At 62.5% G+C, this 25,760-nt stretch carries 25 protein-coding genes; 11 read left to right on the top strand and 14 right to left on the bottom strand.

Going from position 1 to position 25,760, the window contains the following annotated elements; genetic code table 11:
• Positions 1 to 21: 21 nt before the first annotated feature.
• A complete protein-coding gene (gene manD / locus J4E53_RS04020; protein ID WP_060742694.1) occupies positions 22 to 1,233 on the bottom strand; it encodes a D-mannonate dehydratase ManD in 1,212 nt (403 codons plus the stop codon).
• Between the two features lie 4 nt (positions 1,234 to 1,237).
• Complete coding sequence (locus J4E53_RS04015) at positions 1,238 to 2,239, bottom strand: sugar kinase (RefSeq protein ID WP_103308361.1); 1,002 nt, start codon at positions 2,237 to 2,239, stop codon at positions 1,238 to 1,240.
• A 153-nt stretch (positions 2,240 to 2,392) separates the two neighbouring features.
• Here J4E53_RS04015 and kdgR point away from each other — a divergent pair, with 153 nt between their 5' ends.
• Entirely contained in the window at positions 2,393 to 3,175 is a 783-nt protein-coding gene (kdgR, locus tag J4E53_RS04010; protein ID WP_060742695.1) for a DNA-binding transcriptional regulator KdgR, read from the top strand.
• A 130-nt stretch (positions 3,176 to 3,305) separates the two neighbouring features.
• Here the strand turns inward: kdgR and J4E53_RS04005 are convergent, their stop codons facing one another.
• On the bottom strand, positions 3,306 to 4,862 hold the full coding sequence (locus J4E53_RS04005; RefSeq protein WP_103308335.1) for a carbohydrate porin: 1,557 nt from the start codon (positions 4,860 to 4,862) through the stop codon (positions 3,306 to 3,308).
• 170 nt (positions 4,863 to 5,032) lie between these two features.
• Here J4E53_RS04005 and J4E53_RS04000 point away from each other — a divergent pair, with 170 nt between their 5' ends.
• The 6 genes from J4E53_RS04000 (at position 5,033) to J4E53_RS03975 (ending at position 11,869) form a co-directional block, all read left to right on the top strand.
• A complete protein-coding gene (locus tag J4E53_RS04000; RefSeq protein WP_060742697.1) occupies positions 5,033 to 6,307 on the top strand; it encodes an ABC transporter substrate-binding protein in 1,275 nt (424 codons plus the stop codon).
• 21 nt (positions 6,308 to 6,328) lie between these two features.
• A complete protein-coding gene (locus J4E53_RS03995) occupies positions 6,329 to 7,291 on the top strand; it encodes a carbohydrate ABC transporter permease (RefSeq protein ID WP_060742698.1) in 963 nt (320 codons plus the stop codon).
• Entirely contained in the window at positions 7,288 to 8,130 is an 843-nt protein-coding gene (locus J4E53_RS03990; protein WP_060742699.1) for a carbohydrate ABC transporter permease, read from the top strand. The genes J4E53_RS03995 and J4E53_RS03990 overlap by 4 nt, the downstream gene beginning before the upstream one ends.
• Before the next feature lie 32 nt (positions 8,131 to 8,162).
• Entirely contained in the window at positions 8,163 to 9,302 is a 1,140-nt protein-coding gene (locus tag J4E53_RS03985) for an ABC transporter ATP-binding protein (RefSeq protein WP_060742700.1), read from the top strand.
• Positions 9,299 to 10,801, top strand: coding sequence for a glycoside hydrolase family 32 protein (locus tag J4E53_RS03980; RefSeq protein WP_103308336.1), 1,503 nt, complete (start codon positions 9,299 to 9,301; stop codon positions 10,799 to 10,801). The genes J4E53_RS03985 and J4E53_RS03980 overlap by 4 nt, the downstream gene beginning before the upstream one ends.
• 75 nt (positions 10,802 to 10,876) lie before the next feature.
• On the top strand, positions 10,877 to 11,869 hold the full coding sequence (locus J4E53_RS03975) for a LacI family DNA-binding transcriptional regulator (RefSeq protein ID WP_103308337.1): 993 nt from the start codon (positions 10,877 to 10,879) through the stop codon (positions 11,867 to 11,869).
• Positions 11,870 to 11,885: 16 nt separating this feature from the next.
• On the opposite strand, the gene J4E53_RS03970 is transcribed toward J4E53_RS03975, so the two are convergent.
• Positions 11,886 to 12,473, bottom strand: a complete 588-nt coding sequence (locus J4E53_RS03970) for a TetR/AcrR family transcriptional regulator (protein WP_060743234.1) — start codon at positions 12,471 to 12,473, stop codon at positions 11,886 to 11,888.
• 167 nt (positions 12,474 to 12,640) lie between these two features.
• On the opposite strand from J4E53_RS03970, the gene J4E53_RS03965 reads away from it, so the two are divergent.
• The 3 genes from J4E53_RS03965 to J4E53_RS03955 all read left to right on the top strand — a co-directional run bounded on the left by J4E53_RS03965 (position 12,641) and on the right by J4E53_RS03955 (position 15,717).
• On the top strand, positions 12,641 to 13,735 hold the full coding sequence (locus J4E53_RS03965) for an alkene reductase (protein WP_103308338.1): 1,095 nt from the start codon (positions 12,641 to 12,643) through the stop codon (positions 13,733 to 13,735).
• A 77-nt stretch (positions 13,736 to 13,812) separates the two neighbouring features.
• Positions 13,813 to 14,601, top strand: a complete 789-nt coding sequence (locus J4E53_RS03960; RefSeq protein WP_060742704.1) for an SDR family oxidoreductase — start codon at positions 13,813 to 13,815, stop codon at positions 14,599 to 14,601.
• Between the two features lie 99 nt (positions 14,602 to 14,700).
• Positions 14,701 to 15,717 (top strand): NADP-dependent oxidoreductase, encoded by a 1,017-nt coding sequence (locus J4E53_RS03955; RefSeq protein WP_103308339.1) that lies wholly within the window; start codon positions 14,701 to 14,703, stop codon positions 15,715 to 15,717.
• Between the two features lie 20 nt (positions 15,718 to 15,737).
• On the opposite strand, the gene J4E53_RS03950 is transcribed toward J4E53_RS03955, so the two are convergent.
• From J4E53_RS03950 to J4E53_RS03930, 5 genes are all read right to left on the bottom strand, one after another.
• Entirely contained in the window at positions 15,738 to 17,348 is a 1,611-nt protein-coding gene (locus J4E53_RS03950; RefSeq protein ID WP_103308340.1) for a gamma-glutamyltransferase family protein, read from the bottom strand.
• Positions 17,349 to 17,413: 65 nt separating this feature from the next.
• Positions 17,414 to 18,193, bottom strand: a complete 780-nt coding sequence (locus J4E53_RS03945; protein ID WP_103308341.1) for an amino acid ABC transporter ATP-binding protein — start codon at positions 18,191 to 18,193, stop codon at positions 17,414 to 17,416.
• Between the two features lie 2 nt (positions 18,194 to 18,195).
• Positions 18,196 to 18,972, bottom strand: a complete 777-nt coding sequence (locus J4E53_RS03940) for an amino acid ABC transporter permease (protein ID WP_060742708.1) — start codon at positions 18,970 to 18,972, stop codon at positions 18,196 to 18,198.
• A gap of 12 nt (positions 18,973 to 18,984) precedes the next feature.
• Entirely contained in the window at positions 18,985 to 19,791 is an 807-nt protein-coding gene (locus tag J4E53_RS03935; RefSeq protein ID WP_060742709.1) for an ABC transporter substrate-binding protein, read from the bottom strand.
• Positions 19,792 to 19,867: 76 nt separating this feature from the next.
• Positions 19,868 to 20,536 (bottom strand): GntR family transcriptional regulator, encoded by a 669-nt coding sequence (locus J4E53_RS03930; RefSeq protein WP_060742710.1) that lies wholly within the window; start codon positions 20,534 to 20,536, stop codon positions 19,868 to 19,870.
• On the opposite strand from J4E53_RS03930, the gene J4E53_RS30700 reads away from it, so the two are divergent.
• Positions 20,535 to 20,657: a hypothetical protein gene (locus tag J4E53_RS30700; RefSeq protein ID WP_256587143.1), complete on the top strand. Its 123-nt coding sequence runs from the start codon at positions 20,535 to 20,537 to the stop codon at positions 20,655 to 20,657. The genes J4E53_RS03930 and J4E53_RS30700 overlap by 2 nt on opposite strands.
• A 117-nt stretch (positions 20,658 to 20,774) precedes the next feature.
• Here J4E53_RS30700 and J4E53_RS03925 read toward each other — a convergent pair whose 3' ends face one another.
• From J4E53_RS03925 to J4E53_RS03905, 5 genes are all read right to left on the bottom strand, one after another.
• Positions 20,775 to 21,716 carry a helix-turn-helix domain-containing protein gene (locus tag J4E53_RS03925; protein ID WP_103308342.1) on the bottom strand — a complete coding sequence of 314 codons (942 nt, stop codon included), beginning with the start codon at positions 21,714 to 21,716 and terminating at the stop codon, positions 20,775 to 20,777.
• Between the two features lie 179 nt (positions 21,717 to 21,895).
• Positions 21,896 to 22,660: a 2-keto-4-pentenoate hydratase gene (locus tag J4E53_RS03920; protein WP_103308343.1), complete on the bottom strand. Its 765-nt coding sequence runs from the start codon at positions 22,658 to 22,660 to the stop codon at positions 21,896 to 21,898.
• On the bottom strand, positions 22,657 to 24,264 hold the full coding sequence (locus J4E53_RS03915; protein WP_103308344.1) for a bifunctional 3-(3-hydroxy-phenyl)propionate/3-hydroxycinnamic acid hydroxylase: 1,608 nt from the start codon (positions 24,262 to 24,264) through the stop codon (positions 22,657 to 22,659). The genes J4E53_RS03920 and J4E53_RS03915 overlap by 4 nt, the downstream gene beginning before the upstream one ends.
• A 2-nt stretch (positions 24,265 to 24,266) precedes the next feature.
• The gene (locus tag J4E53_RS03910; protein ID WP_103308345.1) at positions 24,267 to 25,130 is read right to left on the bottom strand and encodes an alpha/beta fold hydrolase; all 864 of its coding nucleotides are present in this window, start codon (positions 25,128 to 25,130) and stop codon (positions 24,267 to 24,269) included.
• A gap of 26 nt (positions 25,131 to 25,156) precedes the next feature.
• Positions 25,157 to 25,759, bottom strand: a complete 603-nt coding sequence (locus tag J4E53_RS03905) for an amino acid synthesis family protein (RefSeq protein WP_060742715.1) — start codon at positions 25,757 to 25,759, stop codon at positions 25,157 to 25,159.
• Position 25,760 lies beyond the last annotated feature (1 nt).

The raw sequence follows: 25,760 nt of genomic DNA, 5'->3' as shown, positions 1-25,760 counted from the left end.
CCTCAAAGGGTTGAAACCGCTTCACCAATGCCAGAGCGTGCCGTCTTCGAGACGGTTGACCGGCAGGCTGGCGCGCTTGTAGGGGTATTGGCGGGCAAGGTCTTCATCGATGTCGACGCCATGCCCCGGGGTTTCGCCCGGCGTGAAGTGGCCGTCCTCGAAGCGATAGGCATGGGGGAAGACTTCATCGATGCGGTCTTCGTGAGGCATGTGTTCCTGGATACCGAAGTTGGGCACCCACGTATCGAAATGCAGGGCCGCGCCCATGCACACCGGCGACAGGTCGGTGGCGCCGTGAAAACCCGTGCGCACCTGGAACAGCGCGGCGAAATCGGCAATGCGCCGCACATGGGTAATGCCGCCGGCATGCACCAGCGTCGTGCGGATGTAGTCGATCAACTGTTCCTGGATCAACTCGCGGCAGTCATGGATGGAGTTGAACACCTCGCCCACGGCCAACGGCGTGGTGGTGTGCTGGCGAATCAGGCGGAAGCTCTGCTGGTTTTCCGCCGGTGTGCAGTCTTCCAGCCAGAACAGGTTGTACGGTTCCACGGCCTTACCCAGGCGTCCGGCTTCGATGGGCGTCAGGCGGTGGTGCACGTCGTGGAGGATATGCAGGTCATCACCAAAACGTTCGCGCACGGCGGCGAACAGCTTGGGGACGTAGTTGAGGTATTTGGCGGTGTCCCAGACGTGTTCGGCGGGCAGGTCGCTGTCGGCCGGTTCATAACGCTCGCCGCTGCGCTTGGCGACACCGTAGGTGGTGGCAATGCCGGGCACGCCGCATTGCACACGCACGGCCTTATAGCCCAGCTCGACGTGACGGGCGACTTCGTCCAGGCACCCTTCGATGTCCTTGCCGGTGGCATGCCCATAGACCATCACCCGCTCGCGGCTCTTGCCGCCAAGCAATTGGTACAAGGGCATGTTCGCGGCCTTGGCCTTGATGTCCCAGAGCGCCACGTCGACGGCGGCGATGGCCGTCATGGTCACCGGTCCCCGGCGCCAGTACGCGCCGCGATACAGGTACTGCCAGATGTCCTCGATACGGTGGGCATCGCGGCCGATCAGCGCGGGCAGGACGTGTTCCTCCAGGTAGGCGACGACCGCCAGTTCGCGGCCATTCAAGGTTGCATCGCCAATGCCGTAGAGGCCCTCATCGGTGACGATTTTCAACGTGACCAGGTTGCGCCCCGGGCAGGTAACGATGACGCGCGCTTCAACGATTTTCATAAAATCAGACCTGTGCAACAGAAGGAAGTGAGGACGCGCCCATGTTCGGCATGGCCGCCTGGGGAATCAGCGCGCCCCGGTATTGGACGACCTGGGCCGCCAGGCGATGCCCCCAGCGGGCGGCCTGTTGGGGATCGCCGCCGCGCAGGCGACAGGCCAGGTAGGCGGCGCTGAACGAATCACCGGCAGCGGTGGTGTCGACGACATGGGAAACGGTTTGCGCGGGCACCTCGAAACGCCCTGTCGGGCACTGGATCAAGCAGCTGGCGGCGCCACGCTTGAGGGCGACTTCGCGTACTCCCACCTGGGCGTAGGCACTGAACAAGGCGTCCGGGTCGCGATAGCCGAACAGGGCCACGTCATCTTCCCAGGTGAGCAGGGCCAGGTCGGTCAGCTGCAACAGGTCGCGGTAGACCTGCCGGGCCGACTCAGGATCGGGCCAGAGGTGGGGACGGTAGTTGTTGTCGAAGACGATGCGCGTGCCCGCTCGACGAGCCCTGGGCAGGGCCTGGATCAAGCGTTGGCGCCCTTCCGGTGTGAGGATCGCCAGGCTGATGCCGCTCAGGTAGACGTAGTCGTAATCGGCCAGTGCATCGAGCATGGCGTCGGCCTCGGGGCCCTCGAACATGCGCCGCGCCGCCGCTTCCCCGCGCCAGTAGAGGAAACGCCGCTCGCCGTGTGGATCGGTCTGGATGAAATACAGCCCCGGCAGCGCGTCTTCGATCACGCGGACATGAGCATCACCAATCCCCTCTTCCAGCCAGGACCGGCGCATGGCGACGCTGAACGCATCGCTGCCCACGGCCGTCATGTAGTCCACGGCCACTGCGCCATGGGGATTCAATCGGGCCAGGTAGACCGCGGTGTTGAGCGTATCGCCACCGAAGGTCTGCGTGATCGCGGTACCCGGCTCACCGCGCATCTCGATCATGCACTCTCCCACCAGCGCCACTTTCAGCGGGCGGGCGAAGCGGGCCTGCGGGCCATGGTTGAGCGTTAAATCCATAATCAACGCGCCTTTCTTGTTTTTAAAACGGCGTTTCATTTTTATCTCAAGGCCCGAGTCTAGTCAGATTTCCGGCCTCGTCAAGCAAAAATGAAACAGCGTTTTGTTCTGCTTGCGTATATCCTTGGGTTTTACTTTCACGTTGGAGCCTTCATGGACAACAGCGTCATTCCCAACAACGATCTGGTGTCGGCGGTGGGCCGGACCATGGCCGTGCTCGAGGCACTGGCCGAGCATCCGGAAGAAAGCGGCGTGTCGGAAATCGCCACCAAACTGGACATGTCCAAGGCCACGGTCTATCGCTTCCTGCAGTCGCTCAAGGCCCGAGGGTATGTGGTGCAGGACGCCGAGGATCGCTATCGCCTCAGCGTCCGGCTGTTCGAACTGGGCGCCCAGGCCCTGCCCCACCTGGACATCGTCCGGGAAGCGGAGCCCGGGATGCGCAGGATCAACGAGCTGACCGGCGAGACCGTCCACCTGGGGATTCTCGACGAAGGCAGCATCGTCTACGTGCACAAGATCGACTCCAAGTACAACCTGCGCATGTACTCGCGGATCGGTCGACGGGCGCCGTTGTACTGCACCGGCATCGGCAAGGTGCTGATGGCCTGGCTCGAAGAAGACGAGTTGCTCGCCCACCTGGCACAGGAAAGCTTCGAGCGTCGCACGGCCAATACCCTGACCAGCGCCGAGGCGTATCTGCAGGAACTGGAGACCGTTCGCCAGCAAGGCTATGCCGAGGACCATGAAGAGTTCGAGGACAACATGCGTTGCCTGGCGGCACCGATCCGCGACCGTTTTGGCCATGTGATCGGCGGAATGAGTGTTTCATTCCCGTGCTTTCGCTTCAGGGAAGAGTTGAAGCAGGACTACGTCAAGCAACTGATGCAAGCCACCCAACAGATCTCAAGCCAGTTGGGCTGGCATACACGTTAATCGCAAAAGCCGTGGACGAACCTGTGGGAGCGAGCTTGCTCGCGATGACGTCATCACATCCAACATCGCTGCAAACTGATCCTCCGCTATCGCGAGCAAGCCCGCTCCCACAGGTCTCGACTGGCTGGTGTCAGAACCAGGTTTCCATCTGGAGGCCATACTGCCAGGTGCCACCGGCGTTGAAGTCCGTCTTGCCGAAGGCGTCTGTGGAGCTGTACCTGTCCAGGTCCGACGACCAATTCATGACGCTGGCGAACAGACGCAGTTCAGGGCGCGTAAGCAGATCGCCCAAGTCGGGCTTGAAGGTCGGGGCCACCGTGAACTTCCAGAAGTTACCGTCGACCGCATTGCGTTGCAGGTAGCCCTTGGGGTCGAGCTGCATGATTTGCCAACTCATCTCGTAGGCCATCTCGAAATTGCTGTTGATTTCGTTGGCCAAGCGCACGTTCAGGGTCATCCAACGGTAGTCGTCGCCCTTGACGTAGCGATCCTTGCTTCGCTCGGCCAGCAGGCTCGGGCCGATGCGCCAGTCGGAGGCCAGGGGCGTTTCGCCGTACAGTGCCACACGCAGAGCCCGGGCATCGTCGATCAATTCGCCATCGGCGCCGACGTTCTTGACCTCAGCCCCCAACCCCTGCCCATAGAGCAGCGCTGTCTTGAAGAAGCCTTCGCGACCGAAAAAGGTTTTCTGGTGATTGGCGACCATGCTGTGCAAACCGGAGTCGGCCGGCGCCAGGCCCGCTTCATTGGTGCGAGTGCCGAAGTCGTTTTTCTTCGAGCCTATGGCGTTGAACATCCACTGCCACTGCCCGCCGTCGAAAAACTGGTTGGACGTCAGGATGTAGCTTTCCACATCGGCATTGACCCCGCCCTCGCTGAAATCCCCGTAGTTACGCCCGATCAACGAGTAGTTCGAGCGCCAGTCCTTGGTCATCTGCATGTCGTAGATGCCACCCCCGGTGCCGGCCAGATAGACCACGTCGGAGTCCAGCCAGTGGATGTCGAAATTGTCCCTGTCGAAGCGCTTGCCAGCCCACAAGGTGGAATGTTCGAACATCGAGTTGCCCTTGAATGCCGCGAGGTGATCGAGTTCGGTGAACACCTGGCGCACGTTCAGATTGCTTTCCTCGGCAGTCCAGTCGTTGGAGCTTTCTACGCCATCGGCGATGGACACCGTGAATTTGGAGCGGGTGCCGTTCTGCGCGTACAGCTCTTTCGACAGGTCGATGCGCATGTAGGTGTCGTCCTCGTTACCGAGTCGCCCCACGGCGCCGCCGACAGAACCGGCCGGGGTGGTGTACGGACCGCCGCGTCCGCCACCCAACCCATCGTTGATCAGCAACCCGGAGCGGGCGTAGCCCTTGAAGCTGAAGCCGTCAGTGAGGTGGGCGCTACCGCCCTGCTTTTCCGTGCTTTGCTGGCGGGCTTCGAGTTTTGCCAGGCGGGCATCGAGCGTGGGTGTCGCAACGGCGGACACGGTCGGTTGCGCGGCGGGGGTGGCGAGTTTGATTTGCTGCAGTTCCCTGGCGAGTGCCTGGGTTTGTTGTTCGGCGGCGGCTGCACGCTTTTCCGCTGCGCTGGCACGGGCTTCGAACGCCGCCATGCGCTCTTCCAGAGTCGCGGCCTGAGAGGTGGCCGCCGAGGCGCCGAGCACGCTTGCGAGTAGCCAGCTTGATGCTTTCTGCATGTGGATTTTCCCTGTTTTGTTTTTATTGTTCTGTTGCCGCGACCCGCCTTTTCCACCCAGGTTCTGAATTGTCAAAACAGAGGAAAAAAAGGATGCCTCATCGCAAATACGCTGCTACATTTGGCGATGTTAACGTTAACTTTTCTAAAAAAAAAAATAAAGAGGGCTTTATGAAACAGCTCAAATCGCTCCTTCCAGCGGCGCTGCTCGGCCTTTGCGTCGGGTTTCCAGCCCTGTCGACTGCCGCCAACCTGACGATTTCCTGTGGTGCCGTGGGTGCCGAATTGCAACTGTGCAAAGAGGCCGTCGAAGCGTGGTCGAAGCAGACCGGCAACAGTGTCGAAGTGGTTTCCACACCTAACTCGGCGACCGAGCGGTTGTCGTTCTACCAGCAGATCCTCAGTGCGCAATCCAGCGACATCGACATCATCCAGATCGACATGGTGTGGCCGGGAATGTTGGCCAAACACTTGCTGGACTTGCGCCAGGTGCTTGCGGCCGACGCCACCCAGGGGTATTTCCAGGCCCAGGTGGATAACGCCACGGTGAACGGGCGCCTGGTGACCATGCCGTGGTTCACCGATTCGGGGTTGCTGTATTACCGCAAGGACTTGCTCGAGAAATACAACAAGCCCGTGCCCCAGACCTGGGAAGAAATGACGACCACCGCCAGGACTGTCCAGCAGGCGGAGCGCGCTGCCGGGAACGCCAATGCCTGGGGTTATATATTCCAGGGACGCGCCTACGAAGGCCTGACGTGCAATGCCCTGGAGTGGATCAGCAGCCAACCGCAAGGCGGGCTGGTCAACGCCCAAGGCGATATCGTGGTCAACAGCCAGGCGTCACGGGCGGCGTTGACCCTGGCCAAAAGCTGGGTCGGAGACATCGCCCCCCGTGGCGTGCTCAATTACACCGAGGAAGAAGGACGCGGCGTCTTCCAGTCGGGCAATGCGCTGTTCATGCGTAACTGGCCTTATGTCTGGGCCCTGGTGCAAAGCCAGGACAGCGCCGTCAAAGACAAGGTCGGCGTCGCGCCCCTGCCCCGTGGCGGCGCGACGGGTACTCACGCGTCCACCCTCGGCGGCTGGGGCCTGGCGGTGTCGCGCTACAGCGCCAACCCCAAGCTTGCCGCGGAACTGGTGAGCTACTTGAGCAGCGCCCAACAACAGAAACATCGGGCCCTGGTCGGCGCCTACAACCCGGTGATCGAATCGCTCTACCAAGATCCCGAATTGCTCGCGGCCATGCCTTACTACAGCCAACTGCACAGCATTCTCAACGATGGGGTCATGCGCCCCGCCTCGATCACTGCCGACCGCTATCCACGGGTCTCCAATGCCTTCTTCGATCAAGTGCACGGCGTGCTGGCGGGCGAGCGGCCGGTGGATCAGGCCCTGGCCGAGCTGGAAAGCGAACTCACGCGGATCAAACGCCGGAACTGGTAAGCCACAAGGAAGGAAATCACCATGTCTGTCTCCACCACACTCGTCCCCGACGACGAGTACCTGCCCGCCCGGGAAACGCCGGTACAACGCCGTCGCGTTCGCGCCGCCTGGCTGTTCCTGACCCCGATGCTGCTGTGCCTGGCGCTGGTGGCGGCCTGGCCGCTGTTGCGTACATTCTGGTTCAGCCTGACCGACGCCAGCCTCGCCGATACGGGGGATGCAACCTTTGTCGGCTTGAGCAATTATCTGTTCCACAGCAGTGCCGGTTGGTCAGGCCTGCTCGTCGATCCACAGTGGTGGAATGCGGTGCGCAACACCTTGCATTTCACCGTGGTGTCGGTGGGGCTGGAAATCGTCCTGGGGCTGCTGGTGGCGTTGCTGCTCAACGTCCGGTTCAGCGGACGCGCCCTGGTGCGGGCGTTGATCCTGATTCCCTGGGCGATCCCGACCATCGTCTCGGCGAAAATCTGGTCATGGATGCTCAACGACCAGTTCGGCATCATCAATCACCTGATGCTCGGCCTCGGCCTGATCGACGCGCCCCTGGCCTGGACCGCCGACGCGGACCTGTCGATGTGGGCGGTGATCATCGTCGACGTCTGGAAGACCGTGCCTTTCGTCACCCTGCTGATGCTGGCAGCCTTGCAGATGCTGCCCAGCGATTGCTACGAAGCCGCCAGGGTCGATGGCATTCACCCAGTGAAAGTGTTCTGGCGGGTCACCCTGCCACTGCTGATGCCGGCCTTGCTGGTGGCGGCGATCTTCCGGATCCTCGATTCCCTGCGGGTCTTCGACGTGATCTATGTGTTGACCTCGAACTCGTCGAGCACCATGAGCATGTCGGTCTATGCCCGCCAGCACTTGGTGGAATTCCAGGACGTGGGTTATGGCAGCGCCGCCTCGACCTTGCTGTTCCTGGTCGTCGCGGTGATCGCCATGGTTTATCTGTACCTCGGACGCCGTCAGTTGGAGGTCCGCTCATGAGCCCGCGCCTACTGAAAAAAGCCCTGTTGCGCCTCGGGTTCTGGTGCCTGATCGCTATCTTGCTGGTGTATGCGGTCTTCCCTTTCTACTACGCCATCGTAACGTCGCTGAAACCGTCCAGCGCCTTGTTCCAGGTGAGCTACTGGATCGACCAGCCCGACTTCTCCAACTACGCCGCCGTACTCAACCAGGCCTCGTTCCTGAGGGCTATCGGCAACTCGTTAGTGGTTGCGCTGTGCGTGGTCGCGCTGGCGCTGTTCCTCAGCCTGACCGCCGCCTATGCCTTGGGCCGGGTGAAGTTTCGCGGGCGCGGTCCGGTGTTGATGATGGTCCTGGGCGTCTCGATGTTTCCCCAAGTCGCGGTGCTGTCGGGGTTGTTCGAAGTGATCCGTGCCCTGGGCCTGTACAACACCTCCTGGGCGTTGATCCTGAGCTACACGATTTTCACCCTGCCCTTCACCGTCTGGGTGCTGACCACCTTCATGGGGCAACTGCCTCATGAGCTGGAAGAGGCCGCCATCATGGACGGTGCGTCACCTTGGGTCACGCTGACCCGCGTGCTGTTGCCGCTGCTCTGGCCGGCACTGGTCACCACCGGCCTTCTGGCCTTCATCGCCGCATGGAACGAGTTCCTCTTTGCCCTGACCTTCACCCTGACCGACTCGCAACGCACGGTCCCAGTCGCCATCGCGCTGATTTCCGGCGGCAGTCCCCATGAGCTGCCTTGGGGCCTGTTGATGGCGGCGTCGGTGCTGGTCACGGTGCCCTTGGTGATTCTGGTGCTGATCTTCCAGCGCCGCATTGTTTCCGGCCTCACTGCCGGTGCGTTAAAGGGTTGAGGCCCAACACAGACAAAAAAAGGAACAGCATCGTGATCAAGTTGAAGCTGGACAACGTGAACAAACAATTGGGCGGCGCACGCATTCTTCGCGACGTCAGCCTGGAAATCTCGGCAGGCGAATTCGTGGTCTTCGTCGGCCCTTCGGGCTGTGGGAAGTCGACCCTGCTGCGGCTGATCGCCGGGCTGGATTCGATCTGTGGCGGCGACCTGCTGATCGACGGACGCCGGGTCAACGACCTGGAGCCGCGCGAGCGTGGCGTCGGCATGGTGTTCCAGTCCTATGCGCTGTACCCGCACATGAGCGTCTACGACAACATCAGCTTTGGCCTCAAGCTGGCCAAGACCGAAAAGACCAGCCTGCGCGAGCGGGTGCTGAAAACCGCGCAGATCCTGCAATTGGACAAACTGCTGCAACGCAAGCCACGGGAACTGTCGGGCGGCCAGCGCCAGCGCGTGGCCATGGGCCGGGCCATGGCGCGGGAGCCGGACATTCTGTTGTTCGACGAGCCACTGTCCAACCTCGACGCGTCCCTGCGCGTGCAGATGCGCAACGAAATCGCCCGGCTGCATGGACGACTGGGCTCGACCATGATCTACGTGACCCACGACCAGGTTGAAGCGATGACCCTGGCCGACAAGATTGTCGTGCTCAATGGCGGCCGCATCGAGCAGGTCGGCTCGCCACGGGAACTCTATGAGCGTCCGGCCAGCCGCTTTGTCGCCGGTTTCCTGGGCTCACCCAGGATGAATTTCCTTGCCGCGTTCCTGCATACGCCAGGCGAAACCAGCCAGGTTGAAAGCCTGGTGCTGGGCATGACGTCCCTGCCCTTCGACAGCTCGGGGCTGGCGGCGAATACGCAACTGAGCCTGGGGATTCGTCCGGAACATATCGCCCTCAAGGCGGCCCAGGGAACGGCCGGCATCGCGGTGAGCGGGGTCGAATACCTGGGAAGTGAAACCTATGTGCACCTCGACACCGGCCAGGACGACCCCATGGTCTGTCGTTGTGAGGTCAACGCCGGATGGCGAGTGGGCGATCGGGTCGAACTGCAACTGGATATCGACAATCTGCATGTGTTCGACACACACGGCACGGCGTTGCAGCGCCACGCCATCGACCGCCTGCCCGATGACGTCGCCCTGCGCCCGGCCCATGCGGGCGCCCTATGACTTTATCCTTGAATAGCCTGAGCAATCCGATGCCCGCCTCTCTTGAACATGCGCAGCAGGCCCTGCGTGATGGCCTGTCTCGCCTGATCCACGACTATCGACCCGACTATCATCTGGCCCCGCCAACGGGCTGGATGAACGACCCTAACGGGGTGGTGTTTTTTCGGGGCGAGTACCACGTGTTCTACCAACACCACCCCTTCGACGCCAAATGGGGCCCGATGTACTGGGGCCACGCCAAGAGCGCCGACCTGGTTCATTGGCAACATCTGCCCATTGCCCTGGCACCGGGCGACGATTTCGACCGCGACGGCTGTTTTTCCGGTAGCGCGGTGGTGTGTGGCGACACCCTGGCGCTGATCTACACCGGACACACCTGGCTGGGAGAAGTGGGCGACGAACGCCTGATCCGCCAGGTCCAGTGCCTGGCCACCAGTGTCGACGGCGTCCGCTTCGTCAAGCATGGCGCCGTTATCGAGGACGCGCCGCAAGCGGCGATCATGCACTTTCGCGACCCCAAGGTCTGGCAGGAGGATGGTTATTGGTACCTGATTGCCGGGGCGCGCCTGGGCGACACGCCGCTGCTGCCGCTGTATCGCTCCACGGACCTGCGCGCCTGGGAGTTTCTCGATTACGTGTCCAGGGGTACTGACGGCGACGGCTACATGTGGGAATGCCCAGACCTGTTTCGCCTCAACGGACGCGACGTACTGCTGTACTCCCCCCAAGGCATGCAACCGGCGGGGTACGAACGGCTCAACAAGTATCAGACCGGTTATCGCATTGGCCAACTCGACAGCGAATGGCACTTCAGCGGCGGGCCGTTCATCGAGCTGGATAACGGCCACGATTTCTATGCCGCGCAAACCTTGGTGGCCGCTGATGGCCGGCGCCTGGTGTGGGCCTGGCTGGACATGTGGGAAAGCCCGATGCCGAGCCAGGCCCATCACTGGTGCGGCATGCTCGGTTTGCCACGGGAGCTGGAACTGCAGGGCGATCGCCTCGGCGTGTTTCCGGCGCGGGAACTGGTTGCGCTGCGCCAGGCGCCGTTGCCGAGCATTGCGCCGTGGGGCGAGTCGGGCAGCCGCTGGGTGCCGCAAGTAAGTGGCGACCGACTGGAGATCCATGTGCATCTGGACCTGCTCGATTGCACCGAAGGTCAGTTGGGCATCGCCTTGCGCTGCAGTGCCGATGAGCAGGAACAGACCCTGCTGTACTACGACGCGTCACTGCGACGCCTGGTGCTCGATCGCAGTCGCTCGGGTGCGCAAGTGAGCGGCCAGCGCAGCGTGCCGATAGAGCCGGCGCAAACGCAACTGCATCTGCGGGTGTTTCTCGATCGTTCATCCATCGAGGTGTTTGAGCAAAGCGGCCGCTTCAGCCTCAGCAGTCGCCTCTATCCGCGGCCCGACAGCCTCGGGGTGAAGCTGTTGGCGAGCGGGACGGGCGGGCACGTCGCCATTTCCAACGCCTGGCCCCTGGCCTCGGGTTGGCTGTGAGTCGCGTCATTCGAGTCGCGAGAAGCCCGGGCGCTGTGTCATGATTCTGCGTCAACCTGACTGGCCGCACTTCGCATGACTTCCGTGAAAGACGTTGCACAGCTGGCCGGCGTATCCCTGATGACGGTTTCGCGCGCGCTCAACACGCCGGAAAAACTGAGCCCCGAGACCCTTCAGCGGGTACGCCGCGCCATCGATGAACTGCAATTCGTACCGAGCCTGTCGGCGCGCAGGATGCGCGGCGACAACTTGCAGGCGCGCACCATCGGTGTGTTCGCCCTGGACACCGCGACCACGCCGTTCGCCGTCGAGTTGCTGCTGTCCATCGAACAGACCGCGCAGCAGGCTGGCTGGAACGTCTTCATCCTCAACCTGCTGAGCAACCCGCCCACCGACCAGAACATCGACCTGATGCTGTCGCATCGCCCCGACGGGTTGATCTTCAGTGCCATGGGGTTGCGCCAGGTGAGCATTCCCGAGCGACTCAAGAGCAAGCCGCTGGTACTCGCCAATTGCCTGGCCGATGACAGCCAACTGGTCAGCTACGTGCCGGATGATGAAGCCGGGCAGTACCGCGCCGTGCATCATGCCTTGAGCCAAGGCTATCGGCGCCCGCTGTGTATCAACTTGCCCAGGAAGAGTGTCGCCTGGAATCTGCGCCAACAAGGTCTGCAACGCGCCTGCCAGGCATTCGGGCTGGCGCCTGAAGCACTCCTGCAATACGACCTTTCCGATCACGATGCCTACGGTGAAACCGCCGCCATTCTCGACCGGCATATCGTCGACGGCCGTCCGCAATTCGACATCCTGGTCTGTGGCAACGACCGCATCGCCTTCTGCGCCTATCAACTGCTGTTGGGTCGCGGCTTGAAAATTCCTGACGATGTCGCAGTGCTGGGCTATGACAACATGATCGGCATCGCCGAACTGTTCATGCCGCCGCTGACCACGGTCCAACTGCCCTACTACGAGATCGGTCGCCAGGCGGCCCGGCACCTGATCGAGACCCTCGAACTGACGGGCGCCCAGCCGGTGGATTGCCCACTGGTGGTCAGGGCGTCGCTGTAAGGCCAACCGGTATCCGTCAGGGCTGCTGCGCGGGCGATGGCGGCAGTGATGCGATGATCCGGGTGCGGCAGACCTCGAGGATTTCATCAGCCAGGGCGGAATCGTCCGGGCAGGCCCGCGACAACATGACCGCGCCGACGACATGGGCCAACATGTCGAGCATTTTCGCCCTGACCTCTGCCTGCGGCGCGTCTTGCCCGGTCTCGTACCGGCTCGCGAGCGCCGCCAGCATGTTTTCGATACCGCTGGAAAAAGTCGCCTTCAGCTCGGGCGATTGACGGGCAGCGTCCCCGCACAGTGCCGCCATGGTGCAACCGCCACCCGGGGCGTCACGGTGATCCCGGGACACGTAGAGATTGACGAACCCGGGCACGTCGAGACCCGCGTTGTTGGTCAGCGATTGCGCAAGGCTGCGCGCGGCCGCTTCGGCCATCAGGTCGGCCTTGGAGCCGAAATGTTTGTAGAAACCGCCGTGGGTGAACCCGGCGGCCGCCATCAGATCCGCCACACCCACGCCGTCAAAGCCTCGCTCACGGAACAAGACAGACGCCGTCTCGACGATGTGCTCCCGATTTGCCTGGGCCTGGGCCTTGGTCACCCGCATTTTTTAACTCCTCGTGCTGCTCGAAAATCACGCTCACATCATACATAGATGTCGAGCATAATCAAATTCGTTGACAGTTTAGATTTCGGTCATCATCCTAATGAAAAGCCGCGCTCACCTCGGCAGGTTGCACGCAATTCTTATCCAACCCACGGAAACAAGACGCCATGACCGACCAGAATCTGTTCACACCTCATAAGCTGGGTAATCTCACGCTTTCCAACCGCGTGGTCCTGGCACCGCTGACACGCAACCGTGCGGGGCAAGGTTTTGTACCGAGCGAGTTCGCGGCCACTTACTACAGCCAGCGAGCGTCCGCCGGCCTGCTGATCTCCGAAGCCTCACAGATTTCCCAGCAGGGCCAGGGTTACCAGGACACCCCCGGGATCTACACACCGGCGCAGATCGACGGCTGGCGCAAGGTGACCGATGCCGTGCATGCCAAAGGCGGGCGGATCTTCCTGCAACTGTGGCATGTCGGGCGGGTTTCCCACGTTGACCTGCAAGCGAACGGCGCGGCGCCCGTGGCCCCCTCCGCCTTGCGTGCGGCGACCAAGGTATTCGTCAACAACAGTTTCCAAGACGTTTCCGAACCACGAGCGCTGGACATCAGCGAGTTGCCCGGAATCGTCAACGATTTTCGCCAGGCGGCAGCGAACGCCATCGCGGCAGGATTTGACGGCGTAGAGATCCACGGCGCGAACGGCTATCTGCTGGACCAGTTCCTCAAGGACGGCGCCAACGTGCGCACCGACGCCTACGGTGGCTCGATTGAAAACCGTGCTCGCCTGCTGCTGGAAGTGACCGCGGCCGTCGTGAAAGAAGTCGGCGCCGAACGTACCGGCCTGCGCATTTCGCCTGTGTCGCCGGCCAATGGTGTGTCCAGCAGCGCGCCACAAGCCCAGTTCGACTACCTGGTCGACCAGCTCAACGCCCTGGACATCGTTTACCTGCACGTGGTCGAAGGTGCGACGGGCGGGCCGCGCGATGTTGCGCCCTTCGACTTCGCCGCGTTGCGCCAGCGCTTCAATAACACCTACATCGCCAACAACGGCTACGACCTGGACCTGGCCACTTCGCGACTCGCCGAAGACCAGGCTGACCTGATCGCCTTTGGCCGGCCGTTCATTGGCAACCCAGACCTGGTGGAACGACTCAGAACCGGCTCGCCGCTGTCGGCGTTCAATCCCGCCACCCTCTACGGCGGCGGTGCGGCGGGCTACATCGACTACCCAACGCTCGCGCAATCCAGCGCGCGGTAACACTGCCCCGACCCCAACCGAGCGCCTGGACAACAGCGCGCGATTCGCTCATCAATCCCTGAAGAAGAGAATCACCCATGGACACTCGCACAACCGTTCTCATCACTGGCGCTTCCACCGGCATCGGCGCAGTCTATGCCCAGCGCTTTGCGCAACGCGGCCACAATCTCGTCCTGGTGGCCCGCGACGGCGCGCGCCTGCAAGCCCTGGCCGCCAAGCTGCGCAGCGAACACACTGTTGCCATCGACATTCTCCAGGCCGACCTGACCCAGATCAGCGACCTGACGAGCGTCGAAGCCCGCCTGCGGGACGACGCCAGCATCGGTATCCTGGTCAACAACGCCGGCGCCGCCCAGTCCGGCACCTTCATCGAGCAGTCGACCGACAGCGTCGCGAACCTCGTGTCGCTCAACACCACCGCGCTGGTCCGATTGGCCAGCGCCATCGCCCCCCGCCTGGTCAAGGCGGGTGACGGTGCGATCATCAACATCGGCTCCGTGGTCGGCCTGGCACCGGAATTCGGCATGTCGGTCTACGGCGCGACCAAGGCGTTCGTGTTGTTCCTCTCCCAGGGACTCAGCCTGGAACTGTCGCCTAAAGGTGTCTACGTGCAAGCCGTCCTGCCGGCCGCGACCCGTACCGAGATCTGGGAGCGCGCGGGCATCGACATCAACACCTTGAATGAAGTCATGGAAGTCGGTGACCTGGTCGACGCCGCGCTGGTCGGTTTTGACCGTCGCGAGCCGGTGACCATCCCGCCGCTGCAGGAAGAGGCACGCTGGGATGCCTTGCAGGCGGCGCGCCAAGGCCTGCTCGGGCAAATCAAGCAGTCCCAGGTTGCCGAGCGCTATCAAGACCTGGCGTAATCATCGTTCAGCGGGCGCCGGCGCGAAGGACAGCGCTGGCATTCCTGGATGCCTGGCCGGGTGACCAGTCCGCAGCATCCCTTATGAGAGCAAAGCACCATGAAGGCATTTTTAATCGACCGCTACGCCAAGCACAGCGGCCGTATGGGCGACATACCGGCCCCAGCAGTGGCTGACCACGACGTGCTGGTCCGCGTGCATGCCGCCAGCGTCAACCTCCTGGACTCAAAGATCCGCAAAGGCGAATTCAAGCTGATCCTGCCCTACTCGTTTCCCTTGGTATTGGGGCATGACGTGGCCGGGGTCGTGATGCGGGTGGGATCCCGTGTCGAGCATTTCAAACCGGGGGATGAAGTCTATGCCCGCGTCCCGGATGGGCACATCGGCACCTTCGCCGAGCAGATTGCAGTGAACGAAAATGCCCTGGCCCTGAAACCCACAAACGTCAGCCAGGAGGAAGCCGCCGCCCTGCCCTTGGTCGCCCTGACGGCCTGGCAGGTGCTGGTTGAAACCGCCCAGGTAAAGAAAGGCCAAAAGGTGTTCATCCACGCCGGTTCAGGTGGCGTCGGCACCCTCGCCATCCAACTGGCCAAACACCTCGGCGCCTTCGTTGCGACCACCACCAGCACCGCCAATGTACCTTGGGTCAAGGCGCTGGGAGCGGACGTTGTCATCGATTACAAACAGCAGGATTTCTCAAGCGTGCTGCAGGACTATGACGTCGTGTTGAACAGCTTGGGCGCCGATGAACTGGAGAAGTCGCTGAAGATCCTCAAACCCGGTGGCCAACTCATTTCCATCTCGGGACCACCCACCCCACAGTTCGCCCAGGCCCAGGGATTTTCCTGGCCGCTGCGGCTGATCATGGGCCTGCTGAGCAGTGGCATACGCCGCAAGGCCCGCCGAAAGGGGGTGAGCTACGCCTTCGTGTTCATGCGCGCCAGTGGTCCTCAACTGCGTGAGATCACCACGCTCGTCGAGTCCGGCAGCATCAAGCCGGTGGTTGACCGATCCTTCACCTTCGACGCGACGGCGGATGCCCTGGATTATGTCGAGCAAGGACGGTCCAAGGGCAAGGTCGTCATCAAGATCCACTCAGGCATAGCCGATGAGTGAAACCCGTTTACCTGCGCTCATCACCACACAGCAATATGCGAATCCGCCCGGGGCTCGGTCCCGCCGCACAGCACACCACTGACCGGGTCGCGCAGGATGATCTGGCCACGCCCATAGTCGGTCAGGTCGCTGGCGATCTGCACCTCATGCCCCCGTCGCGCCAGGGCATTGGCCAGGTCCCTTGAAGCCCCGTGTTCGATCCCGACCTTCATGTCTCCCAGCCATTGCCAACGCGGTGCGTCCAAGGCCGCTTGCGGGTTCAGGCCGAAATCCACCAGGTTCATGACCATCTGCACATGCCCCTGGGGCTGCATGTAGCCGCCCATCACGCCGAAGGGGCCGAGGGCCTCGCCATTACGGGTAAGGAACCCGGGAATGATGGTGTGGAAGGTTTTCTTGCCCGGGGCCAGGCAGTTGGCGTGGCTCGGATCGAGGCTGAACTCCTGCCCGCGATTCTGCAGGGCGATTCCGCTGTCGGGCAGCACCACGCCGGAGCCGAACCCGTGGTAGTTGCTCTGGATGAACGAGACCATGTTGCCCTCCCCATCCGCGGTGGCCAGGTACACCGTGCCGCTGGCGTGGGGGTCGCCGGGCTTGGGCGGTTGGGCCTGTTCGCCGATCTGCCCGCGCCGACGGGCGCTGTAGTCATCGCTGAGCAGGTCAGCCACCGCCACACGCATGTGCAGGGGGTCGGTGATGTAGTGCAGGCCGTCGCTGTAGGCCAACTTCATCGCTTCCAGTTGACGATGCCAGGTCTGTTGGCTGTCACGCTGATCGAAGTCGAAACCTTCCAGAATCTTCAGCGCCATCAAGGCCACCAGGCCCTGCCCGCTCGGCGGGATTTCCCAGACATCCACGCCTCGGTAATTGACGTGGATCGGGTCGACCCACTCGGCGCGATAATCCCTGAGGTCCGAGGCGCGCAGGTAGCCGCCGCTGGCCCGGGAGTGGGCGTCCAGGCGTTCGGCCAACGCCCCGCGATAGAGGCTTTCACAGCCGGTGTCGGCCAATTCCTGGAGCGTGCGCGCCTGGGCCGGGTTGCGAAAAATCTCCCCGGCCCGGGGCGCCCGGCCTTCGATCAGGAAAGTCTCGAACCAGGCTTCCAGGACGGCATCGCGATGGGGCGTGAACTCGTTCAGCGCGATCTGCCATTGATGGGCAACTACCGGCGACAGCGCAAAGCCGTCCCGGGCCAGGCTGATGGCCGGTTGCAGCAGCTCGGCAAAGGGCAGCTTGCCAAAGCGCTGCGACAACTGCGCCCAAGCCGATGGGCAGCCCGGGACGGTTACCGGTGTCCAGCCATGGATCGGCATCTGCCCATGACCGGCGGCCTTGACCGCCTCGATGCTCAAGGCCGCCGGCGCATGCCCGTTGCCGTTGAGGCCGTGTAACTGGCCCTTGCACCAGACCAGGGCGAAAGCGTCACCGCCGATGCCGCAGCCAGTGGGCTCCACCACCGTCAGCGCTGCTGCCGTGGCGATGGCGGCGTCGATGGCATTGCCGCCTTTTTGCATGATCTCGATGCCCGCCTGGGCCGCCAGGGGCTGGGACGCGGCGACCATGCCCCGACGGGCGAAAACGCTCTGGCGCTGGGATGGATAAGGGTATTCGTGGGCAGAAAATGTCAGCATGGCGAAGACTCTTCAATACGGGAATTGATTGACCGGACTCAAGGGGGTAAACAACTTTGCAGGGGTCATAGCACCCGGCTGAGGAAAGCCCGGGTCCGCGGATGAATGGGGTGACAGAAGATCTGCTCCGGCGGCCCTTGCTCGATAAGCTCGCCCTGGTCCAGGACCACCACACGGTCGGCCACTTCCCGGGCGAAGCCCATCTCGTGGGTCACCACGACCATGGTCATCCCCTCCTCGGCCAACTCCTTCATCACTTGCAGCACCTCGCCGACGGTCTCCGGGTCGAGGGCGCTGGTGGGCTCGTCGAACAGCATGGCCTGGGGTTTCATGGCCAGGGCCCGGGCAATCGCCACCCGCTGTTGCTGGCCGCCGGAGAGCATCGACGGGTAGTGATCGGCCTTGTCCGCCAGGCCGACCCGCTCCAGCAACCCGCGGGCCTGTTTCAATGCAGCGGCACGCGACACCCCGAGCACCTGGATCGGCGCCTCGATGATGTTCTCCAGGGCGGTCATGTGGGGGAACAGGTTGAAGCGCTGGAACACCATGCCGATGTCCCGCCGCTGCCGGGCGATGTTGCGCTCCGACTCACGCACCAGGCTGCCGTCGGCCCGCTCGCGATACCCCATGGCCCGGCCATTGACGCGGATGCGTCCGCCCTGGATGTCTTCCAGCAGATTGATGCAACGAATGAAGGTGGTCTTGCCGGAGCCCGACGCACCGATCAGCACCACCACTTCGCCACGCCGCACTTGCAGGGAAATGCCCTTGAGAATCTGCAGCTCGCCGAAGGACTTGTGAACGTCCAGCGCCTCGATGATCAGCTCTTCGCTTTTATGCGCCATGGTTAACGTGCCCTCAGCAGATTCAAGGTGCTGCGACCGAACATTCGCGTCGACGCCGGCGGTGGCGACGAAGGCCGATCCGATTGGCCGAAACGGGTCTCCAGCCAGCGCTGGAAAAAGCCCCACAACGTGGTCAGCAACAGGAAGTAGATCGCCACCACCAGGTACAGCTCGAACACCCGGAACGTCGCCGACGTGACCATCTGGGTACTGAGCAACAGTTCCTGGACGCCGATCACACTGACCAGCGTGGTGTTCTTGAGCATCACGTTGAACTCGTTGCCCAGCGGCGGAACGATGACCCGGAACGCCTGGGGCAGGACAATGCGGCGCATCAATTTGGCGAAGGTCATGCCCAGGGAACGCCCGGCCTCGTATTGGCCCTTGTCCACCGCGCCGATGCCGGCGCGGATGATCTCGGCCATGTAGGCCCCCTCGTTGAGGCCCAGGGCGATGATCGCCGCCTGGATATTGCCGGGGATCACCAGGCCGAACAGGTCGATGTCTTCGAAGCGGAAAATCCCGCCGGCGGCCAGCGCGGTGTAGAGAAAGACGATCTGCACCAGCAACGGCGTGCCGCGCATCAGCCACACGTAAAAGCGCACCGGCAAATGCAGCAACGGGTTGCTCGACAACCGCAGCAACGCGGCGGCCAGCCCCAGGGCACAGCCCAGCAGCATCGCCAGCACACTGATCAGGCAGGTCAGCCAGAGCCCGGTGAGGTACACCCCACTGGGCTGCAGCAGGTACTGCCAGAACACATCCCAATTGAAATTCATCGATGGTTCACCTCAATCAAGTGTGTCACTGGCGACATGCCATTTGCCAAGCAGTTGGCTGTAGCTGCCATCGCTGCGCATATCGCCGATCACCTGCTGCACGGCGGCGGTCAGTTGCGGATCGTCTTTGCGGATGCCCAGGCCGGTGAGGATCCGGCTGAAGGCCGGCACGCCTTCCTCGAACAGGTCGGGCGCCATGGCCGCGTAGTAACCGGCGGTTTCCACGGTGGTGCCGTAGGCGTCGACCTGGCTGATGCGCAGGGCCTGGAAGGCATCGGTGTCGGTGTTGTAGACCACCAGCTTCATCGCCGGCTTGCCGGCCTTGGCCAGGGTTTCGTTCTCGGCGTCGAGCAGGGTCTTGATGGTGGAACCGTTGAGCACCGCGACCTTGTGCCCGGAGAGATCCGGCAGTGTCTTGAGGCCCTTCGGATTGCCCTTGGGCACCACCACCGCCTGGCTGGAATACATGTAGTTGACGATGTCGATCACCTCGCGGCGCTCGGGCTTGTCAAACAGCTGATCGACGATCATGTCGCACTGGCGGGCCAGCAACGCGGGGAGCAATCCGGAAAAGGGAATGACCCGCCACTCCACCTTCTTGTCACCCAGGCGCTTGGCGATTTCCAGCCCCAGGTCCACGGTCAATCCCTTGGGTTTCTGCGCTTCATCAAAAGACACCAGCGGCGGCGAATCCATGCCTGAGCAGTAGACGAGTTTGTCGACCTTGAGCAAACGCTCCGGGACAACGGGCGCGGCAACCGCCCACTGCGCACAGAAACCCAAGGATAAAACGGCAACCAACAGGCGAGGCTTATGCATGACCAGACACTCCAGTTCAGTAGGTAACGGGCAGTACTCAAAGTCAGAACACGGGCAGGCTCGGGGCCTGCTCTCGTTATTTTTTCGATTGCAGGAACTCGATCAATTCAGGAACGGTGCCTTCGATGTGCCCACGCACCACCGCCTCGGCCTTCTCGGCATCGCCCGCACGCAGGGCATCGAGGATCAACATGTGCTCCTGACGCGCACTCAGGGGCTTTTCCACATGCTGCAGCCATAGGCGCATGGGCGCTTCGATCAGGGAGTAAAGCGCGCTGATCTGCTTGAGCAATCGTGGGCGACCGCTGAGGCTGCACAGGTATTCATGGAAGGCGCGATGGCGGCTGACCCACTCGGCGCTTTCCTCGCGGTAGTCGTCCATCTCATCCAGCAAGCGCTCCAAGGCGGCCAACTGGCGCTCGCCAATGCGTGCTGTCGCGACACGGACCGCCAGGCCTTCCAGGGCGCTGCGCATTTCGAAGACTTCGTGCAGCTCATCAATGTCCAAGCCGCTGACAACCGCCCCGCGATTGGGCCGCAGGGTCACCAGGCCCTGGGCATCCAGACGGCGAAAGGCCTCGCGCACCGGCATCCGGCTCATGCCGATCTCGTTGGCAATGTCCTCGGCAATCAACCGGTCACCCTTGCGTAACCGACCGCCACAAATGGCATCGAGCAGGAAGTTGTAGGCCTCCTCCTCGGCGGTCATGGGCGGGCGTTCAGCGTATGTCGGAGCAAATTGCATGGCAGCACCTTCTGCATTTTTGTATCCAATTATCCATGAATTCAAAAAGGCAGAATGCGTGCCAACTTCTCACGCAATCGTGCAAGCGTTTGATTTGAAGGAATTTACCGAGGAAAAGTGACTGGCTGCCGTGAGCCCTGCCACTGGCGAGGCTGCAGCCGTGTGCTACCAAACAGCTCAGTGGCTGCCCTTTACAGGTGCGCGATGGTGCTTCGGTAACACCGCAAACGGCGGCTCATCACGCCGGCGCCCTGGGCGTATCCGAAGGTGACTCGCCAAACAGCGCCCGATAATGGAACGCAAAATGGCTCAGGTGGAAAAACCCCATCTCCACGGCGATCTCACCGACGTTCTGCGCCGCCGCACGGGTCGTGATCAAACGGCGACGCACGGCATTGAGCCGCAGGTTGCGCAGGTACTCCACCGGGCGCATCCCGGTCACCGCCTGGAAACTGTTCTGCAGGGTCCTGCGGCTGACCCGCAATTGCTCGCACAAGTCGAGAATGCTCAAGGGCACATCGGCACTGGCGACGACCAGCTCCTGGCAACGCTTGACCAGGTAGGCACTGACGGCAAAGTTGCCGCGTCGGCCACGCACCTCGTCCGAGGCGTGGCTGAACAGGTCGAGAAAGGCATTGAGCAGAACGTCTTCGAGGATTTTTTCCGAGGCGGGATTGACGGCGTCCGCCTGTTCCAAAAGGCGACGAAACAGTGGGTGGATGCGTTGTTGCACGCGGCGCAGTACCACTTCATCCACGCTGACCTGGGACACGTTTTTCAAACGCTTGAGCTGTTCGCTCGACAGTTCGTAGGCCGCCAGCTTGGCGAACCGCACCGTGTCGACATTGGCCGCGAAGAAATGCATGCCCTCCGGGGCGTGCAAGACGAAGTCCTCGCCATCACGCAACAACACCACGCTCTGAGCGCCCACTTGGTGCCCCTGGACCACCGGCGCACCGCCCAGCGACATGGCAATGCACAAGCGCCCTTTTGGCGCGCAACCGTGCTGCACCACGCGTTTATCCAGCACCTCCTGGAAAATCTGGAAACGTTCGGCGCACACCTGGCGCAGCTCGCTGGAAAGACATCCACGCCCGAGCTGGTCATAGACTTGTTGCCAGCCCAGGATCGAACCGGCGTGTTGCTGAGGATCATTGAAGGTACGGACTTCGGCGAACATGATCATTGTTCCTCGGTGGCCCTGCGTTTATTGCCTGGTACCGTTGTTCAAGGACCTCTAAAACCCGTGGCGAGGGAGCTTGCTCCCGCTGGGTTGCGCAGCAGACCCATTTTTGTGAGCGCTTCGCACTCAAGCGGGAGCAAGCTCCCTCGCCACGGGCTCCTTTGGGTGAACGGTGCTTACTGCCGGAAAACCAAAGCCAGTTCCATGCCAAGCATGTACAACCGGTACTCGGAGGCCTTGATCTCCAACGGTGCCAACAAAGCGCCGGACAGCACCACCTGGCCCGCGTCAACGCACTGCCCGTCGGCCAGCAAGCGCCGGACCAGCCAGCACAGGTTGGCCTGGGGCGTGTCTTCGCGCGCCTGGGCATTGCCCTCGCCACAGGGCACCCCATCGCACGCCAAGCGATAGTTCAGGTGGGCCAATTGCTCGGGATGGAACCTGACCCGCGGCCCCAGGCAATACAGCCCCGCGGCGGCATTGTCGGCAAGAAACGCGCCGACGCCGAAACGCCAGCCCTGCCAGCGACAATCGGCAATTTCGAATGCCGGCGCGATCTCGGACACCGCGGCGAGGATGTCCTCGTCGCTGTAGAAACCGGGCACCAGCGTACGCCCCAGGACAAACGCCAGCTCGATTTCCAACTTTGGCTGGATCAGCCGCGCAAGCGACACCCCACGGCCGGGGTCCACGACCATGGCATCGGTCAGTGCGCCCAAGACCGGCTCATCAATACCGAAACGGTCCTGGGCGGCGCGGCCGGCGAAGGCCACTTTCCATCCGGTCAAGCGCTCACCACCGGCCTGGCGCCGACGCAGCGCCTCGCGCTGCAAGGTGTAGCCCATCGGCAGGTCGACGGCCTGTGGCTCCAACGAAGGCAAGGCGTGCACGGCCTGCGCGGCATCGTGAAGCCGGACCAACAGATGATCTTCGCGGCTCATGAGAGTTGCTCCGCCAGTTTGCGCAACACGCCCTCAAGCCGCTCGGGCGTGGTGATCGCGGCCACGAACCGATCCGGCCGCACCACCACGATGCAGTCTCGCACCTTGGAAAACCATTCGCCCAAGCGATTATCGACGTCCTCGACGCAAATGGCCCCGCTGGCCGACAAAGGTTGGTTGCGCCCCACGCCACTGCGCGAGCGATTGATCTGGATGAAGCGCGTCTCCCAGCGCGCCCACCAGGCGGCGGTTTCTTCGCTGAGCTGTTCGCTCGGGTCGACCCGATACCCCAGCACTGCATAGGAATGCCCCAGCACCTCGTCCAGGCGTCGGCGCTGGCCCTGGGCATCTTCGATGGACGGTTGGATGAACAACTGCCCGACCAGATCATCCTCATGCAACTCGGCGCGCTCGTGATACACCAGGCCTTTGGTGATGGTCGCCTTGGGTTTGAACTTGAATTCCAGCAAATGCGAACGCAAGTTGTCGACGCTGTTGACGGCCTGGAACAACCAGTCACGCACACCCGCCATCAACGGGTTGGTCAGCCCCAGGACGGCGCCCATGTTGTCGGCCAACGCGATGAGATCGGTCGCATGCCCACGGCGCTCCTGGTCGTAACTGGCCAGGATCGTCGGCGACGCCCGCCCTTGGAGAATCGCGGCGAGCTTCCAGCTGACGTTGGCCACATCACGCAAGCCCGAATTGAGCCCCTGCCCGGCCCATGGAGGGGAAATATGCGCCGCGTCCCCCACCAATGCCACACGGCCCTGGACAAAGCGCGCCGCGACCCGGGAGTTGTGGGTGTAGGCGCGGATCCGGATGATTTCCAGTTGGTCGACCGCGTCGCCGATATGCCCACGGATCAAGTCCCGGATCGTCGCCTCTTCGCACATCCGGGTTTCGTCTTCGCCCTCCAGGAGCATGAACTCCCAGCGCCGCTGCTGATACGGCAGGTAGATACAGACGAAAGGTCGCTGGGGGTCGGCATGCAACGCCGTATAAGGTGCATCCAGGCTGTCGTTGGCCGTATCGATCACCACCCATTTGCGCGGATGGGTCAGCCCCAGCAGTTCGATGCCGAGTTTCTTGCGCACGCTGGAGCGTCCGCCATCGGCACCGATCACGTACTGCGCCTGCAGTTGATAGAGCTCGCCCCAGGCATCGCGCACCTGCAAGGTCACACCCTCGGCATCCTGCTCCAGGTCGAGCATTTCATGGCCCTGGCGCAACTCGACAGTGGTGTGTTTGCCCAACTGCTCGCGCAATGTCGTTTCAAGCAACTGTTGCATGAAGATGTTGCGCATCGGCCAGCCATAGTTCGCCGTGCTCGGCTTGACCTCGGCAAAACAGACGCCTCGCGCATTGTAGTAACGCAGGGGCACGTTGCAGATCATGTCGCGCGCGGCCAGCTCGGCGATGCCGATGCCCTGCAACACCCGCAGCGCCTCGTCATCCATGCCCACCGCGCGGGGATACGGCAGGACGCCGTCAGCCAATTCCAGGACGATGCAGTCGATACCGTACAGCCCCATGTAATGAGCGGCCGTGATCCCGTTCGGGCCGCCGCCCACGATGACAACCTGGGTCTTCTCCTGCTTCATCGTTATTCACCGCTTTGTTGTTGTGGTTGTAGGCATTGGTCGTGCAAGTAATCCATGACGACACGGTTGAACGTGTCCTCCTGGTCGTCATGGACATAATGGCTGGCGTCGGCGATTTGCGCTGTATGCACGCGTGGATTGGCCTCCTTCATGGCCTCCAGGGTCGCCTCGGGCAGAAAATCGGAACGCGCACCACGGATGAACAGCGTCGGGCAATCCAGTGCCCGGACCGCCGGCCAAAGATCGGTCGGGGTGATGCTCAGGCGCGCCTGGGCAATGCCGGCCTGATCATGACGCCAGCCGATGCCTGCCGGGGTTTCCTTCATCGAATGGGTCAACCTGGACGCCAGCCCCTGGGCGGACAGACCGGGACGTGAGCGGCGCCAGAATTGCGCGGCACTTTCCCAGTCGGGAAACAACAGGGGCGTCTGGCTCATCTCGCGACGGATGCGCTCGGCACCGTCGCCGCTGATCGACGAGCCAGGGCCAATGTCTTCGATCACCAGGGCTTGCAGGCGTCCAGGATTGAGCCGGGCATATTCCAGCGCATTGGTGCCGCCGAGGGAATGCCCGACCAGGACGAAACGCTCCAGCCCCAGGTGCGTGACCCAATCTTCCAGATCGCTGACATAGGCTTCGGTCCGGTAGCTGGAAGCCTCTGCCCAGTCGCTGTCGCCACGGCCGCGCTGGTCCAGGGCATGGCAACAGAATTGCTCGCCCAAGGCATTGGCCAGGGACGCCCAGGTCTGGGCATAGGCCCGCAGCCCATGCAGCAGCAACACGGGAATGCCTGACGCATTGCCCCACGACAAGTAGTGCAGGCGCATCCCCGAACGATTGGTGAAGAACCGGCTGTTTGCAGACATTCGTTGGCTTCCCACGTCAGCGCACCTCAATACAGGCCGTCATTGCCCTTGACGTCAGCGGCCTGCAGACCACCCAGACGTGCATGCAAACGCCCACGCGTGGCGAAGGCCCAGATGATGATCAACTCGTCGGCCGAGGGACCATCGCCGAACGACAGGGAAATGCTGTCGTAATGGGAGCGGACATACAGCGCGTCCTTGTGAGCCAGCGGTACGTCGATGGTCACGCCAGGCCCGCCACGCTTGCCGGTGGAGGGCACCCAGGACTTGCCACCGCCCAATGCGACACGGATCGGATCCGCCGCCGGATTGGTCAGCAACGCATTGCCGTGCTCGTACTCGCCCTGGCTGCCCACCAGGCACGCCTTGCCGTAACTGACAATCTCACGCTCGCCGGCCAGGGCCTGGATACGCCGACCAAACTCCTGGCCCAGCAAAGGTGACGGCTCTATCAACTCGGCCAGGCTTTCGCTGAAACGTCCGGCATAAGGGTTGGCGATCACCGCCCCAATGGCGTACTTGAACAGCGGCTCGCCATCGGCCAACTGGCCGGTTTCGTTGGCCAGGGTTTCCTCGACGAAGCTGTACCATTTGCGGATGTGGTAACTGGCGAAATTTGCGGTCTTCATC

It is taken from the genome of Pseudomonas sp. FW305-28 (assembly GCF_017351395.1).
Classification (GTDB): domain Bacteria; phylum Pseudomonadota; class Gammaproteobacteria; order Pseudomonadales; family Pseudomonadaceae; genus Aquipseudomonas; species Aquipseudomonas fluorescens_AA.
This window is presented reverse-complemented; position numbering and strand designations above follow the sequence as displayed.

Excerpts from the sequence above, each read along its gene's own strand:
- J4E53_RS03925 (WP_103308342.1), bottom strand. The coding sequence starts at position 21,716 with ATGTTCGCCGAAGTCCGTACCTTCAATGATCCTCAGCAACACGCCGGT.
- J4E53_RS03915 (WP_103308344.1), bottom strand. The coding sequence starts at position 24,264 with ATGAAGCAGGAGAAGACCCAGGTTGTCATCGTGGGCGGCGGCCCGAAC.
- J4E53_RS03990 (WP_060742699.1), top strand. The coding sequence starts at position 7,288 with ATGAGCCCGCGCCTACTGAAAAAAGCCCTGTTGCGCCTCGGGTTCTGG.
- J4E53_RS30700 (WP_256587143.1), top strand. The coding sequence starts at position 20,535 with ATGGCAGCACCTTCTGCATTTTTGTATCCAATTATCCATGAATTCAAA.
- kdgR (WP_060742695.1), top strand. The coding sequence starts at position 2,393 with ATGGACAACAGCGTCATTCCCAACAACGATCTGGTGTCGGCGGTGGGC.
- J4E53_RS03975 (WP_103308337.1), top strand. The coding sequence starts at position 10,877 with ATGACTTCCGTGAAAGACGTTGCACAGCTGGCCGGCGTATCCCTGATG.
- J4E53_RS03945 (WP_103308341.1), bottom strand. The coding sequence starts at position 18,193 with ATGGCGCATAAAAGCGAAGAGCTGATCATCGAGGCGCTGGACGTTCAC.
- J4E53_RS03960 (WP_060742704.1), top strand. The coding sequence starts at position 13,813 with ATGGACACTCGCACAACCGTTCTCATCACTGGCGCTTCCACCGGCATC.
- manD (WP_060742694.1), bottom strand. The coding sequence starts at position 1,233 with ATGAAAATCGTTGAAGCGCGCGTCATCGTTACCTGCCCGGGGCGCAAC.
- J4E53_RS03905 (WP_060742715.1), bottom strand. The coding sequence starts at position 25,759 with ATGAAGACCGCAAATTTCGCCAGTTACCACATCCGCAAATGGTACAGC.
- J4E53_RS04000 (WP_060742697.1), top strand. The coding sequence starts at position 5,033 with ATGAAACAGCTCAAATCGCTCCTTCCAGCGGCGCTGCTCGGCCTTTGC.
- J4E53_RS04005 (WP_103308335.1), bottom strand. The coding sequence starts at position 4,862 with ATGCAGAAAGCATCAAGCTGGCTACTCGCAAGCGTGCTCGGCGCCTCG.
- J4E53_RS03910 (WP_103308345.1), bottom strand. The coding sequence starts at position 25,130 with ATGTCTGCAAACAGCCGGTTCTTCACCAATCGTTCGGGGATGCGCCTG.
- J4E53_RS03940 (WP_060742708.1), bottom strand. The coding sequence starts at position 18,972 with ATGAATTTCAATTGGGATGTGTTCTGGCAGTACCTGCTGCAGCCCAGT.
- J4E53_RS03950 (WP_103308340.1), bottom strand. The coding sequence starts at position 17,348 with ATGCTGACATTTTCTGCCCACGAATACCCTTATCCATCCCAGCGCCAG.
- J4E53_RS03920 (WP_103308343.1), bottom strand. The coding sequence starts at position 22,660 with ATGAGCCGCGAAGATCATCTGTTGGTCCGGCTTCACGATGCCGCGCAG.
- J4E53_RS03970 (WP_060743234.1), bottom strand. The coding sequence starts at position 12,473 with ATGCGGGTGACCAAGGCCCAGGCCCAGGCAAATCGGGAGCACATCGTC.
- J4E53_RS04015 (WP_103308361.1), bottom strand. The coding sequence starts at position 2,239 with ATGGATTTAACGCTCAACCATGGCCCGCAGGCCCGCTTCGCCCGCCCG.
- J4E53_RS03995 (WP_060742698.1), top strand. The coding sequence starts at position 6,329 with ATGTCTGTCTCCACCACACTCGTCCCCGACGACGAGTACCTGCCCGCC.
- J4E53_RS03965 (WP_103308338.1), top strand. The coding sequence starts at position 12,641 with ATGACCGACCAGAATCTGTTCACACCTCATAAGCTGGGTAATCTCACG.
- J4E53_RS03980 (WP_103308336.1), top strand. The coding sequence starts at position 9,299 with ATGACTTTATCCTTGAATAGCCTGAGCAATCCGATGCCCGCCTCTCTT.
- J4E53_RS03955 (WP_103308339.1), top strand. The coding sequence starts at position 14,701 with ATGAAGGCATTTTTAATCGACCGCTACGCCAAGCACAGCGGCCGTATG.
- J4E53_RS03930 (WP_060742710.1), bottom strand. The coding sequence starts at position 20,536 with ATGCAATTTGCTCCGACATACGCTGAACGCCCGCCCATGACCGCCGAG.
- J4E53_RS03935 (WP_060742709.1), bottom strand. The coding sequence starts at position 19,791 with ATGCATAAGCCTCGCCTGTTGGTTGCCGTTTTATCCTTGGGTTTCTGT.